Source organism: Rhodococcus sp. IEGM 1409 (assembly GCF_030056735.1).
Lineage (GTDB): Bacteria > Actinomycetota > Actinomycetes > Mycobacteriales > Mycobacteriaceae > Rhodococcus_F.
Genome location: NZ_JASHKN010000014.1, coordinates 46,486 through 59,072, shown reverse-complemented (window position 1 = coordinate 59,072; position 12,587 = coordinate 46,486). Strand labels below are relative to the sequence as shown.

General features: G+C 60.9%; 13 protein-coding genes and 1 riboswitch. Of the genes, 10 read left to right on the top strand and 3 right to left on the bottom strand.

The window, feature by feature from the left end; all coding sequences use genetic code 11:
* Positions 1 to 216: 216 nt before the first annotated feature.
* Positions 217 to 423 (top strand): DUF488 domain-containing protein, encoded by a 207-nt coding sequence (locus QM716_RS29440; protein ID WP_502942160.1) that lies wholly within the window; start codon positions 217 to 219, stop codon positions 421 to 423.
* Positions 424 to 606: 183 nt separating this feature from the next.
* Here the strand turns inward: QM716_RS29440 and QM716_RS27170 are convergent, their stop codons facing one another.
* Entirely contained in the window at positions 607 to 2,145 is a 1,539-nt protein-coding gene (locus QM716_RS27170; RefSeq protein WP_283307369.1) for an AMP-binding protein, read from the bottom strand.
* A 191-nt stretch (positions 2,146 to 2,336) separates the two neighbouring features.
* Between QM716_RS27170 and QM716_RS27165 the strand changes: the two genes are divergently transcribed.
* Both QM716_RS27165 and QM716_RS27160 read left to right on the top strand, forming a co-directional pair.
* Positions 2,337 to 3,155: a maleylpyruvate isomerase family mycothiol-dependent enzyme gene (locus tag QM716_RS27165; RefSeq protein ID WP_283307368.1), complete on the top strand. Its 819-nt coding sequence runs from the start codon at positions 2,337 to 2,339 to the stop codon at positions 3,153 to 3,155.
* A gap of 52 nt (positions 3,156 to 3,207) precedes the next feature.
* Entirely contained in the window at positions 3,208 to 3,831 is a 624-nt protein-coding gene (locus QM716_RS27160) for a Type 1 glutamine amidotransferase-like domain-containing protein (protein WP_283307367.1), read from the top strand.
* 58 nt (positions 3,832 to 3,889) lie between these two features.
* Here QM716_RS27160 and QM716_RS27155 read toward each other — a convergent pair whose 3' ends face one another.
* Positions 3,890 to 4,276, bottom strand: coding sequence for a hypothetical protein (locus QM716_RS27155; protein ID WP_378449272.1), 387 nt, complete (start codon positions 4,274 to 4,276; stop codon positions 3,890 to 3,892).
* Between the two features lie 511 nt (positions 4,277 to 4,787).
* On the opposite strand from QM716_RS27155, the gene QM716_RS27150 reads away from it, so the two are divergent.
* Together QM716_RS27150 and QM716_RS27145 are read left to right on the top strand one after the other, a co-directional pair.
* Positions 4,788 to 5,057, top strand: coding sequence for a GNAT family N-acetyltransferase (locus tag QM716_RS27150; protein ID WP_283307366.1), 270 nt, complete (start codon positions 4,788 to 4,790; stop codon positions 5,055 to 5,057).
* Positions 5,058 to 5,242: 185 nt separating this feature from the next.
* Positions 5,243 to 6,466, top strand: a complete 1,224-nt coding sequence (locus QM716_RS27145) for an MFS transporter (protein WP_283307443.1) — start codon at positions 5,243 to 5,245, stop codon at positions 6,464 to 6,466.
* On the opposite strand, the gene QM716_RS27140 is transcribed toward QM716_RS27145, so the two are convergent.
* Complete coding sequence (locus QM716_RS27140; RefSeq protein WP_283307365.1) at positions 6,459 to 8,027, bottom strand: carboxylesterase/lipase family protein; 1,569 nt, start codon at positions 8,025 to 8,027, stop codon at positions 6,459 to 6,461. The two genes, QM716_RS27145 and QM716_RS27140, sit on opposite strands and share 8 nt — an antisense overlap.
* Positions 8,028 to 8,157: 130 nt before the next feature.
* A riboswitch (TPP riboswitch) is annotated at positions 8,158 to 8,253 on the top strand.
* On the opposite strand from QM716_RS27140, the gene QM716_RS27135 reads away from it, so the two are divergent.
* The 5 genes from QM716_RS27135 to QM716_RS27115 all read left to right on the top strand — a co-directional run bounded on the left by QM716_RS27135 (position 8,241) and on the right by QM716_RS27115 (position 12,445).
* Positions 8,241 to 8,984, top strand: a complete 744-nt coding sequence (locus QM716_RS27135; RefSeq protein WP_283307364.1) for a TenA family protein — start codon at positions 8,241 to 8,243, stop codon at positions 8,982 to 8,984. (Overlaps the previous riboswitch by 13 nt.)
* The gene (locus QM716_RS27130; protein WP_283307363.1) at positions 8,984 to 10,012 is read left to right on the top strand and encodes an ABC transporter substrate-binding protein; all 1,029 of its coding nucleotides are present in this window, start codon (positions 8,984 to 8,986) and stop codon (positions 10,010 to 10,012) included. Before QM716_RS27135 ends, QM716_RS27130 begins: the two co-directional genes overlap by 1 nt.
* The gene (locus QM716_RS27125; protein WP_283307362.1) at positions 9,990 to 10,793 is read left to right on the top strand and encodes an ABC transporter permease; all 804 of its coding nucleotides are present in this window, start codon (positions 9,990 to 9,992) and stop codon (positions 10,791 to 10,793) included. Before QM716_RS27130 ends, QM716_RS27125 begins: the two co-directional genes overlap by 23 nt.
* 11 nt (positions 10,794 to 10,804) lie before the next feature.
* Positions 10,805 to 11,599 (top strand): ABC transporter ATP-binding protein, encoded by a 795-nt coding sequence (locus tag QM716_RS27120; RefSeq protein ID WP_283307442.1) that lies wholly within the window; start codon positions 10,805 to 10,807, stop codon positions 11,597 to 11,599.
* A 288-nt stretch (positions 11,600 to 11,887) separates the two neighbouring features.
* On the top strand, positions 11,888 to 12,445 hold the full coding sequence (locus tag QM716_RS27115; protein WP_283307361.1) for a LysM peptidoglycan-binding domain-containing protein: 558 nt from the start codon (positions 11,888 to 11,890) through the stop codon (positions 12,443 to 12,445).
* Positions 12,446 to 12,587: the final 142 nt, after the last annotated feature.

The following is a 12,587-nucleotide window of genomic DNA, read 5'->3' as shown; positions in this document are numbered from 1 at the left end:
TGATGAGCGGAAGATGACCCGCTTTTGGGTGAATGGTGACTGATAGTAGCCAGAGTTACAGCGGCGTAGGGAAACCGACGACGCGCTTTCTCCATCTGAATCGAGTCCGAACAGTATGTTTGGACATACCTGGAGAAGCCTACTGTGAGGCCGATCACAGTCAAATGGCGGGCTATTCCACTATTTGAAACGGCCGGAAGACGTAAAAGCATCAAAATGACGCGCCGGATCATCACCGTCGAGCGAGTTTACGAACCTGCTTCCGAATGTAACGCCGTCCGTCTCCTCGTCGACCGACTCTGGCCACGCGGCGTCAAACGCGAAAACCTGCAGTACGACGACTGGTCGAAGGACTTGGCGCCCTCCCCCGAATTTGCGAAAATGGTACGGCCACGACCACACCCGTTTCGACGCATTCAATAGCAGATACATCGACGAACTGGATGCATCTCCGGTTCGCGAATACGTCGAACGCATCGCACCGGTATCGGTGCTCGACCCGTTGTTCTGCTGACAGCAAGCAAGGACCTGCCATACAGCCATGCACAGGGCCTTTCCGACTATCTTGCAGAAATACTCTGATGTCCTAGTATTTCACCTGAGGGTTCAACTGCTCACATATTGAGACCGCAGCTTGTGCTTGACGAGTTTTCCTGTCGCGGTCCTAGGCAATTCGTCGGCAAAGTCAATGCTTCTCGGAGCTTTGAAATGTGCAACCTGACTGCGGACGTATTCCAGCAATTCCTCGGCGACATGGACACTCGGCTCGATTCCCTCCGCAAGTTGGACAACCGCCTTGACCTGTTCACCCATTTCTTCATCGGGAACACCGATGACCGCCACGTCGAACACCTTCGGATGCAAGGTAAGGATGTTCTCGGACTCCTGCGGATAGATATTGACGCCGCCAGAGATAATCGTGAATGCCGCGCGATCGGTCAGATAAAGAAAGCGCTCGGGATCGATATATCCGATATCTCCACTTGTCGTCCACGTCGGATGATCCGGATGCTGCGCGGCAGCCGTTTTCTCGGGATCGTTGTGGTAGCGGAACGGCAGAGTCTCCCGTTCCCAGAACACGGTACCGATCTCGCCGACCGGAAGATCACGCCCGCCCTCGTCGCAGATGTGCACGATCCCCATCACGCCGTCACGACCGACCGAACCCGGATGCGACAAGGCCTGCTCACTGTTGATGAAGGTGGCTCCCGACCCCTCGGTCGAGGCGTAGTACTCGTGGATCACCGGCCCCCACCAGTCGATCATTGCCGTCTTCACCTCGGGCGGGCAGGGAGCAGCAGCGTGAATTGCGACTTTCACCGTCGAGACGTCGTAACGATTGCGGGTCTCCTTCGGAAGTTTCAGCATTCGTACGAACATCGTCGGCACCCACTGACTGTGGGTCACAGCGTATTTACCGATCAACCCCAGCGCAGTCTCGGCTTCGAAAGCATCCATCAAGATCACGGTTCCGCCGACCGAATTGATCACGCCGCAAAAGCGCAGGGGCGCCGCATGATAGACCGGAGCCGGGCACAAATAGACTGTGTCGGAGTCGAACCCGTACATCGGCGCAAACACCGCAGTGTACGGATCCATGGTGGTGTCCACCTCGCCCTCCGGAAGATCTCCCTTGATCCCCTTGGGCCTGCCGGTGGTTCCGGACGAATACAGCATGTCCGCCCCACGTGGCTGCGAGTCGAGTGGATCAGCGGACTGTGCGTCGACCGCCCCCTCGTAGTCGTCGAAACCCTCGAGAGTGCCGCCGTATACCAATCGATGACGTACGCGCGGAATCAGCTTCTCGTCCAACGGAACTGCTGCTGACGCCTGCCCTGACGCGACCAGAATTGTCGCCTCGCAGTCGTCGACGATGTAGGCAGCCTCAGAAGCGGTGAGATGCCAGTTCACCGCTGTGATGTACAGACCGGATCTCAACGCCGCCCAGTAGACCTCGAACGCCCGGAGATCGTTGTTCGAGATGAGAGCGACGTGGTCCCCCGGCTTGGCACCGACGCTTCGGAAGTACCGCGCCAGCCGCGTCGACCGTTCGTCGAGTTCCCGATAGGTGATGGACTCACCGGTCGCAGGGCGAATGACGGCGGGCTTGTCTGGCGTGGACTGGACAAAATTTCCTGGAAACACGAAGACTCCTCTGTCGGTGACGACAACGCCGCGTGAGCCTGCTTCGGCGTCGACAATCCTGGTCTACCACAGGAACTCTGCCTCCCTTGGATGTTTGGCGACACCGACTCGAAGCCTGGGAATGCCCGCTCACTTATCCGGCGCGACATACAGTGAGGAGAACCGCACCGTCCGAAACAGGAGATGTCCACATGAGTGGTTGGCCCCAGGACTCAGTACTCGACGCATTGACCGAGGAATGGAGAGTCATCGATGGCCTGCTTGCCGAACTCGACGGCGATCAGTGGTTGACACCGTCGAATCTTCCGGGATGGACAGTTCACGACATCGTTTCTCATCTGATCGGTACAGAATCGCTGCTCTCGGGCATAAACCCGCCGTCGGTCGACCTGGACGTGCACGCATTGCCCCACGTCCACAACGAGATTGCGGCATTCAACGAGCGCTGGGTCGAAGGCTTGAAGCGGACACCACACATGGACCTGCTGGCCCACTATCGCGATATCACCGCCAGGCGAAGCGACGCACTTCGCTCGATGACGAGCGCGGACTGGGACGCCGAGACACAAACTCCGGTCGGTCTTGCACCCTATGGTCGGTTCATGCGCATTCGGACCTTCGACTGTTGGATGCACGAACTCGACATCAGAGATGCAGTCGGCATTCCGGGCGAAGAAGGCGGCTTGCGCGCGGAGACTGCATTCGCCGAAATCACCAGCGCACTCGGATTTGTCGTCGGAAAACGAGGAAAAGCACCCGAGGGAGCACGGATCACTTTCGAACTCGAAGGGCCACTTGCTCGTTCACTTCACGTCTCGGTCGACGCGCGTGCATCACTCGTCGAGGAACTGGACGGTCCGGCGACAACGACCATCTCGATGAGCTCACCGCTCTTCACCCGAATTGCCGGTGGCCGTGTCCACGCGTCCGATCACCGAACCGACATCTCGCTTCGCGGTGACACCACGGTGGGCACACGCGTCGTCGACAATCTGGCTTTCACGATTTGAGGAATCAGTGCAGAGGTCGGGAAGGACGCGAAGTTCGCGAAGGTACTGAGTGGTGAAGCTGTTTCTCTCGTCCTATAGATTCGGCGATCACGCCGAGGCTTTTGTCGATCTTGTGGGCCGCGGCGCTCGCATCGCAGTGATCGCCGCGGCTGCTGATTCATGGCCGCTCAATGCCCGCAGTTCGGCAGTCACAAGCGAATTGACCCCATTACGAGCAGCAGGCTTCACTGCAGAGGAAGTGGACGTCCGAGAATTCCTGGGTGCATCGGAAGAACTCGAAGTCCGGCTTCGCGAATTCGACTGCCTGTGGGTCCGCGGAGGAAACACGTTCGTCCTGCGAGCACAGTTAGCCCGAAGTGGCGCTGATCGGGTGATCGAGATGCTGGTTCGTTCCGGTGCTGTGGTCTACGCGGGATACAGCGCTGGAGCGTGCCTGGCGACTCCCACACTGATCGGACTCGACGCCTCGGACGACCCCGCTGAAGTCATGTCTACGTGCGGTATCGACCCGATCTGGTCGGGGCTCGCGCTGGTCGACTTCGCGATAGTGCCGCACGGCGGCGATTCATTACTCGAAGATCCGCAGGTGACCGCACGGACGGTTGCGGCGCTGACCGGCGCGGGCGCGCAGTTCACTGTGCTCACTGATCGAGAGGTGATAGTCGTCGGCCGTTGATCCGACGCAGACGGTTGGTCTTTACGCGGACTGAGCCGTCGACTTCCGGCCCGCTGAATCAGCCGTGCTCGGCCACCGCGGTTCCGGCTGCCGGCGACTGACGCTCGAGCCTCGTCCACGCAATCTCCCAGCGCTTGACCGAGACCTCGTCGGCGTCCTCGAGAAGAGCGTCGAGGAGCAGGCGTGGATTTTCGCGCCATGCCAATTCAGCGGCATGGACCTCAGCAGCTGAGAACAACCCGGAAGCCTCGAGATCGCGAATCCATTCGCAGATCTCACCCCGGTGAATCCGTGCGATGGTCTCGTATCCCAGACCTTCGTCAAGGAAGTCGTACGAAAAAATTGCGGCAAAGTAACTGTTAGACTCACGCTGCCCGAAAATCATGTGCGTTCCTTCCTCGAAGTTGTCCGACGAAGACTCGAAATCGAACCGTTGCGCAGCCACGCCAAAGTTTTTTTGGCGAAGTTGTAACGCTTCTTCCATCCCCGACGATTCAAACGCTAACCCCCCGAGCGGGTCTTTGGGATCACGTCCGAGAAACGATCTGATGACCAAGGCAATACCCATGAGGTTTCCGGCCGCTCGCACCTATCACCGGTACACATGCAGCGCGCCGCTGACCTGCAATTTGCCCGTTTCAGGCCCTCCACTTAATCCATCCGAACAGACGACAAAAAACTTTGTGATGCGTCTCACATATTGGGATGTTTACGATCGCGATGCATATGTATCACCCGATGTGGGCACAAAAGTACGGGCAAATCGGCACGTACAGACCAGTTTTGTTCGTTGGCCGTGGTGACGAACGTCCCTTGAACGTTCGTCCAGTTGTAGTTGCGCTAAGTAATGGATCCCACGTCGGCAACTTATATTGCGGACGGCCTGCCAGGTAGCGTGCTCCACAGAACGCAGACGCGGCGCGCCACCGGCCGCCCTTTCGAAACGGAGCCCGAAGATGACCGAGACAGTGGCGCACAATCCCGCGGAAACGCGTTTCGAGATTCGGGTCGACGGCGAACTCGCCGGTTTTGCCGAGTACTCGGACGAGTCCGGCGTCCGTGATTTCCACCACACGGTGACGTACCCACAGTTTCGTGGGCGTGGGCTTGCCGCCATCGTGGTGCGTGAAGCGCTCGATCAGACCCGGAACGAGGGATTGAAGATCCTTCCGACGTGCTCGTACGTCGAGAAGTTTGTTGCGGAGAACCCCGTTTACCAGGCATAACCGAACCAAGACGATCCGCGTAAAATCACTCGCGGACCTGCAGACCCCGCTGCTAGCGTCGATAGTGCCGTCGTCGAAACTCTCGTCGAAATCCCAGTCGAAATTCTGGTCGGCACCATCTCGGGGAAGGAAAGAACGTGGTCGCCTCAGCAGATCGGCGTCCACCTGCATCCACGGACGTAGCTATCCCCAGCTATCTCCCTCTGGTCCTTGTCAATCTCGCGACGCTGTTCTCGGCGATCGGCAACGGTATCGCCATCGTCGTACTTCCCTGGCTGGTCCTCGAACGAACCGGCAGGGCTACCGACGCGGCGATCGTTGCCGGCGCAGCAGCCATTCCGCTACTCGTGTCGAGCCTGTTCTCGGGGACATTCGTCGACAAGTTCGGACGTCGTCGTACTTCGATGATTTCCGACGCTCTCTCGGCGATGTCCGTAGCGGCGATCCCGATCATCGCGGCCACCGCGGGCTTGACGATTCCGGTGATCGCAGCGCTGGCCGCGCTCGGTGCGGTGTTCGATCCCGCCGGGGTGGCGGCGCGGGAGTCGATGCTGCCCGCCGCAACTCGGACCGCCAAGTGGACGCTCGACCGAACCAACAGCGTGTACGAGGCCAACTTCAATGTCGCGTACCTCATCGGACCTGGTATCGGCGGTGTCCTGATCGCAACGATCGGAGCGGTGAACACGCTCTGGGTGACGGCGGCAGGTTTTGTGTTCTCGATTGTCGTGGTTGCCTTCATCCGGCTTCCTGGCGCCGGAGTGCCCGAACACGAACATCGTCCAAAATCGATCTGGCACGGCACCCTCGACGGTCTTCGGTTCGTCTGGAACAACAAACTGCTCCGCACTCTGGCTCTGATCGACATGGCAGTTGTCGCGCTCTACATGCCGGTGGAGAGCGTCGTGTTCCCGGTGTACTTCAACGAATTGGATCAACCGGCCCAACTCGGATCCGTGCTGATGGCTTTGGCGATCGGCGGCATCATCGGCTCTCTCGCCTATGCCCCGCTCGCACCGATCCTGTCCCGGCGCCTGATCATGATTTTTGCGGTCGCCGTTCTCGGCATCGCGATGCTCGCGATGGCGCTCCTACCTCCGCTGTGGGTGATCCTCGTACTCGCCGGACTACAGGGTCTCGTCTACGGACCGGTCGGCCCGATCGCCAACTACGCCATGCAGACGCACAGCCCAGAGCACATGCGCGGACGCGTCGTCGGTGTCATGACGTCGACGGCCTACGCAGCCGGCCCGCTGGGCTACCTCGCAGTCGGCCCTCTGCTCGATCAACTCGGAATCGCGTCGACCTTTGTGGCCCTGTCGATTCCGATCATCCTGATCGCCGCTGTCTGTGCCTCCCTGCCGGTGCTGCGTGAGCTGGATCCGCGGCACTCGACCGACGTCAGTTGAACCCCATCACGTCGTTGCCCCAGGCGACGCGCAGTCCGTGATCAGGGTCCCTGACGAGGGTGTCAGTCGAGTCGATCAACAGCGTCGACCGTTTCTCTTCCTCGTACGGCGCCCAGTGTTTCGAGCCGTCGAGAGCTGCCGGCACGGCATGCCTGGCGAAGGCCAGCCATCGCCGTTGAATACGCCCGGCTACCTCCATTGCGGCTTTACGTCCGCCGAGCCAGAACGTCGGGTCGACGTTCAAGGTTCCGAAATTACCGAATACATAAGGTAATTCGGTCGCGTGGCCCGCGCCGATCCGTGCCGCCTTGAGCATCGGCGTCGCGTGATCGAAGCGGTAGACCCATGTGGGGGAATGCCTGCAGTGGGCGTCGGCAATCCACAGGGTCGGCATGCGAAACGCCGCGTCCCGTGAGAGTGCCAGCGCGCCACTCGGTTTCGCATGGTCAGGGTAAGCCGACATGATCTCGGCAAGTTTGGTCGCGGAGATATCGGGGTGATCGTCGGCCAGTAATTGCAGCATGGCCTCGACCGACTGCGCGCTCACCGGCATCAGCGGCGACTTCATGAACTTGAAGATCGACGCCTCGTCCTTGTTGGAACCGATAATCAGCGGGATCCGGTGCGCATAACCCTTCTGGAAAGCCGCAACCGGGTAGTGCGGAACCAGATCGCGATCGACGACGGGTGCCATCGCCAAAGTTCCCGGTATCCGTGTCGGAATTTCGTTGACCAGGTCATCGCTTGCCTTGACGAGCAGTTCGAGATCCGTGGTCAGCAGATCACCCGCGTCCTCGGGGTCGATCGAGAGCAGTTCGAGAAACCGCTCCGCCACGGTCTTGGCGCGCTCGGCCCCGTAGACGGAGGTCGCGGGCGGACTTTGGGCGATCGCGCGATGGAACAGACCTTCGGCGCTCGGACAGGTCATGAGCGTCGTGATGGATCCTGCGCCGGAGGACTCACCGAACACGGTCACTGCACCCGGATCGCCGCCGAAGGCATCGATGTTGTCTCGAACCCACTCGAGTGCCGCAATCTGGTCTCGCAGACCACAGTTCGATTCGAAAACGGTATCCGCGGTGGAGAATCCGGACAGGTCCAGGAACCCGAGTGCACCGACGCGATAGTTGAAGGAGACGAGAACGACGTCACCGGTTTCAGCCAGATGACGGCCGTCGTAGATCGTTTGCGCGGCGGACCCGAGGCAGTAAGCGCCGCCGTGAATCCACACCATCACCGGTCGCGGCGTTCCGTCGGGGCGCGGGGCCCACACGTTGATCGACAGGCAGTCCTCGTCGATTTTGAAAGCACGGTCGATCGGAACCGCCGGACTCTGCCCTTGCGGGGCGATCGGCCCGAACTCACGGCAGTCACGCACCCCGTCCCACAGCCCTGCGGGTTGCGGCGCGCGGAATCTCCGTTCACCCACCGGCGCTGCTGCGTAGGGCATGCCCTTCCACGCGAACACTCCGCCATCCGGATATCCCCGGGCTTCTCCGCCTCGGGCACGGATCACGAGAGTTCCGTCCTCGCCAAGATTCGGTCGAACATCGGTCTCCATGGCTGAATCCCCTCCCGACCCGCGCGTGTGGCAAACAAGACCAAACGTACCAACCTCAGGCCGGTGTGCGCCGATTACTCAACTGCCAGGTAGGCGCCGACGAAGCAGAGGCTCGGTGTTAAGGTCGCCTAGTTCTGACACGGGGTGCTCCGCATGGGCGGGGCTGAGAACACACCCGGGAACCTGATCAGGTAATGCTGACGAAGGGATGTCATGGCTACTACGCAGCCTGCATACAATTCTGCCGAAAACTCGGTGGCCACAGCGCCGTCGACGCATCGGTTCACCGATCGACTCTGGGCCGAGACGAAGGCGCTCCACGAGTCGATCGACTCGCTCGAGTTCCTCCGACGCCTCGGCGACGGAACACTGCCTCTCGACGCTTTCCGTAGGTACATCGAGCAGGACAAGCTCTATCTCGAGGGATATTCGAAGGCGTTGTCCCTGGTCGCGGCTCACGCACCCGATCCGCAGTCCGCGGGCTTCTGGTCCAATTCCGCATCCACGGCAGCGACAGTGGAATCTGCGCTGCACGACGGTCTTCTCACCGGTGGAATTCTTCCCGCGGGATCGGGAAGGCTCGAGCATTCGCAGGCATGCCTCGGATACGTCTCGTATCTGACGGCGACTGCGGCGACGGCGCCCTATCCGGTCTCCGCAGCGGCGGTACTCCCCTGCTTCTGGATCTACGCCGAGGTCGGCCGCGATCTTGCCGCTTCAGCGCGCGAGGTGCTCGACGCCGATCCGTCGCACCCGTACGCGCAGTGGGTCACAACCTACGACGCACCCGAATTCCACGAGTCTGTGGCGCAGGCTCGTGTACTGGTCGACGCGGCCGCTGAGGCAGCCACCGAGACAGAGCGTGAGGCGATGAGTGAAGCGTTCCGCATCGCCAGTCGCTACGAGCTGATGTTCTGGGATTCCGCACTCCACCAGCAGCCTTGGCCGGCGTCGTGATGTCGTTTGCGGCGCTACGCCGCACGCTCGCCACCTCTGCCGCGATCGCAGCCGCATTCACAGTTCTGACCGGATGCGCCGCTGACACCGGCTCTTCCGACGGGACCATTCGGTTCGCACTCGACTGGACACCGAACACGAACCACACCGGTTTGTACGTTGCACTCCAAGAGGGCTACTTCGAAGACGCCGGTCTGGATGTCTCGATCCTGCCCTACAACAACACCTCTCCCGACACCCTGGTCGACGCCGGCAACGCCGAGTTCGGTATCAGTACGCAGAGTCAGGCCACGTTCGCACGTGCTGCCGGCGCCGCCACGACGTCCGTCATCGCGCCACTTCAGCACCGCGCCACCGGCATCGGTGTGAAGGCTGATCGTGCGGACATCACGCGCCCGCGTGATCTCGACGGCAAAACCTACGCCGGGTTCGGCGATCCCGGCGAAGTCGAGACGCTGCAGCAGATCATCCGCAACGACGGTGGAACCGGCAACTTCACGACGGTCACGCTCGGAACATCGGCATACGAAGCCGTGTACTCGGGCCAGGCCGACTTCACCGTCTCCTACTTTGCGTGGGAAGGCCTCGAAGCGGAACGTAACGGAACTCCGATGCGGTACTTCCAGTACACCGATTACGGCTTCCCCGATGCGTATTCGATTGTGATCAACGGCAACCAACAGTGGTTGAAGGACAATCCCGACGAGGCACGCAAGTTCGTCAAGGCCGTTCAACGCGGATATCAGACTGCTGCCGACAATCCAGACCAGGCCGCACAGGATCTCATCGACGCGAATCCCGGAGCGTTCACCGACGAAGACCTCGTGCATGACAGTCAGCGGATGCTCGCCGCCGACTACATGAAGGATGCCAACGGCGTCGTGGGCGCCCAGAATCTCGAAACTTGGTCGGGTTATTCGGGATTCCTCTTCGATAACGGATTGCTCGCCGGACCTGACGGGAAGCCACTGACTCAGAAGCCGGACTTCTCGGAGTACTTCACCAATGAGTATCTCGACGCGTCCTGACGTGAGCGGGCGATTGGCTTCGACCACGCGGCGGGCGCTTCCCGCGCTCGCCGTGGTGGTGCTCCTCGTGGCGGCGTGGCAGATATACGTCGAGATCAGTGGGATTCGGCCACAAGTACTTCCGTCTCCGGGGCGCGTAATTTCCCAGGGTTGGGACAACCGCGAGATCATCTCCGGCCACGCGTGGTCGACGTTGCAGGTCACGCTGGTCGGATTTACCGTTTCACTGGTGTTGGCCTGGATTCTTGCTGTGCTCGTGGACTTTTCACCGTGGTTGTCACGAGCCCTGGTGCCGCTGTTCGTCGTCTCGCAGACGTTGCCGATCATCGCCATCGCGCCACTGATGATCATCTGGTTCGGCTTCGGACTGCTGCCGAAGGTCTTGGTGATCGCGCTTGCGACGTTCTTCCCGATGACCATCGGCCTCATCGAGGGATTTGCCGCGGCCGACCGGGAAGCGGGCGCTCTCCTGCGCAGCATGGGCAGCACTCGCTGGCAGGAGTTCCGATACGTCCGCCTTCCTTCGGCGATTCCGCGATTCTTCACCGCCCTACGTATCGGTATCACCTACGCGGTCGTGGGCGCGGTGTTCTCCGAATACGTCGGCGCTACTTCCGGTTTGGGCATCTACATGAGCACGCAGAAGAACTCCTTCCGCACCGATCTGGTGTTGGCGGCCGTACTGGTGACCGCGCTGATCAGCGTCACGCTGTACTTGCTGACGTTCGCCGTGGAGCGCATCGTTGCACCATGGGCCATGAACGAGAGGTCGCGGGGATGACGGAAGACGCAATGGTCGAGGACGCAATGGTCGAAATCCAGGACCTGACCAAGAGGTTCGACACGACCGGAGAATCGCGTCTCGTGCTCGATTCGGTGTCCTTCTCCGCCGACTCGGGCGAATTCGTGTCGGTGATCGGGCCGAGCGGCTGCGGTAAGAGCACGATCTTCAACGTCCTTGCCGGGCTCGAATCCCCGACCTCGGGTTCGGTCCGTGTCGGCACGCGCGCAACAGAATCCGAAGCAGCCGCCGCGGTGCACACCGCGTACATGCCACAGAAGGACCTTCTGTTCCCCTGGCGCTCGGTATTGGACAACACGGCCCTCGGTTTGGAAGTCCAGGGAATCGCAAAGAAGGAAGCACGCCAGCGCGCTCGTGAGTTGTTCCCCGCGTTCGGTCTGTCCGGCTTCGAGGACGCTAGGCCGTCGCAGCTCTCCGGCGGCATGCGCCAGCGGGCGGCAATGCTGCGCACCGTCGTTCAGGGCAAACCCGTCCTGCTGCTCGACGAGCCTTTCGGCGCTCTGGACTCGTTGACTCGCACCGAGATGCAGACCTGGCTGCAAGACGTGTGGCAGCAGTACCGGTGGACCGTCCTGATGATCACCCACGACATTCGTGAAGCCATCTACCTGTCCGACCGCGTGGTCGTTCTGTCTGCGCGTCCGGCGAAGGTCAGGTGCGTCGTCGACGTCCCCTTGCCGAGGCCACGCGAACTGGACATGATCACCTCGCCCGAGTTCGCCGAGGTGGAGCGGGAACTGCTCGCCGTACTCCACGACGAAACGCGCAAATCGATGCGGCCGTAGCGGTTACTGATAATGCGCTGAGAGCGCGCCGATTTCACCTGCCGTTCAAGAGAAAGTGCATCGCAACGATGCAACTTCACGTAGAATGTCGCGGCACTTTCTCCCAAAACGCCTTAATATCAGCAAGATCCGAACGCTCGACACGCGGTCCGTCAACGCTGCACAATTCTCTGTACTCTTCGGTAACGTACACTCGGTCGCCTACGAGACCAACGGCCAGAAGGTAACTGAACGGTCAAGCGGAATCGTGGATGCACAGTCATCGCAACAGATTTGGAAAGGGACAGCGTGAGCACACTGCAGTCAGGTCAGAGCCTCGGAGTCGGCCAGGAACTCAAGTCCGACAACGGCGCGTACACCCTCAGCTTGCAGGACGACGGCAACCTGGTCCTGTCCGAGGGTGGACAGGCTGTTTGGGCCGCAGGCACCAACGGATCCGGCGCCAACCGCGCCGAGGTGCAGGCTGACGGAAACTTCGTCATCTACAAGGACTCCGACGCCGTGTGGGCATCGCAGACCGCAGGCAACGACGGTGCCTCCCTCTCGGTTCAGGACGATCGCAACGTCGTTCTGTCCGCCGGTGGAAACGCTTTGTGGTCTTCGGACACCGCTGTCGAGGCTCCGGCCGCCGAGGCTGCCCCCGAGTCCGCTCCGGCACCGGAGCCCGAGCCTGCACCCGCCGCTCCGGCAGCGCAGAGCTACACCGTCGAAAGCGGCGACACCCTGTGGGCGATCGCAGAGCGCTTCTACGGTGACGGCAACCAGTACCAGCGCATCGCGGATGCAAACGGCATCCCGAACCCGGATCTCATCAACGCCGGTCAGGTACTGACGATCCCCGCCTGATTTACTGCTTGACCTGGCCCTGGGTGCCGACTTTCACGTCGACACCCAGGGTCTTTTGTGTTCTACACCACACAGATTCGTGTCTCGCTCAGCAGGCCCTGATACTCCATTGCGGCATCTTTTCGCCTACAGTACTTCCGTA

Excerpts from the sequence above, each read along its gene's own strand:
- QM716_RS27140 (WP_283307365.1), bottom strand. The coding sequence starts at position 8,027 with ATGGAGACCGATGTTCGACCGAATCTTGGCGAGGACGGAACTCTCGTG.
- QM716_RS29440 (WP_502942160.1), top strand. The coding sequence starts at position 217 with ATGACGCGCCGGATCATCACCGTCGAGCGAGTTTACGAACCTGCTTCC.
- QM716_RS27125 (WP_283307362.1), top strand. The coding sequence starts at position 9,990 with ATGAGTATCTCGACGCGTCCTGACGTGAGCGGGCGATTGGCTTCGACC.
- QM716_RS27165 (WP_283307368.1), top strand. The coding sequence starts at position 2,337 with ATGAGTGGTTGGCCCCAGGACTCAGTACTCGACGCATTGACCGAGGAA.
- QM716_RS27150 (WP_283307366.1), top strand. The coding sequence starts at position 4,788 with ATGACCGAGACAGTGGCGCACAATCCCGCGGAAACGCGTTTCGAGATT.
- QM716_RS27135 (WP_283307364.1), top strand. The coding sequence starts at position 8,241 with ATGGCTACTACGCAGCCTGCATACAATTCTGCCGAAAACTCGGTGGCC.
- QM716_RS27120 (WP_283307442.1), top strand. The coding sequence starts at position 10,805 with ATGGTCGAGGACGCAATGGTCGAAATCCAGGACCTGACCAAGAGGTTC.
- QM716_RS27130 (WP_283307363.1), top strand. The coding sequence starts at position 8,984 with ATGTCGTTTGCGGCGCTACGCCGCACGCTCGCCACCTCTGCCGCGATC.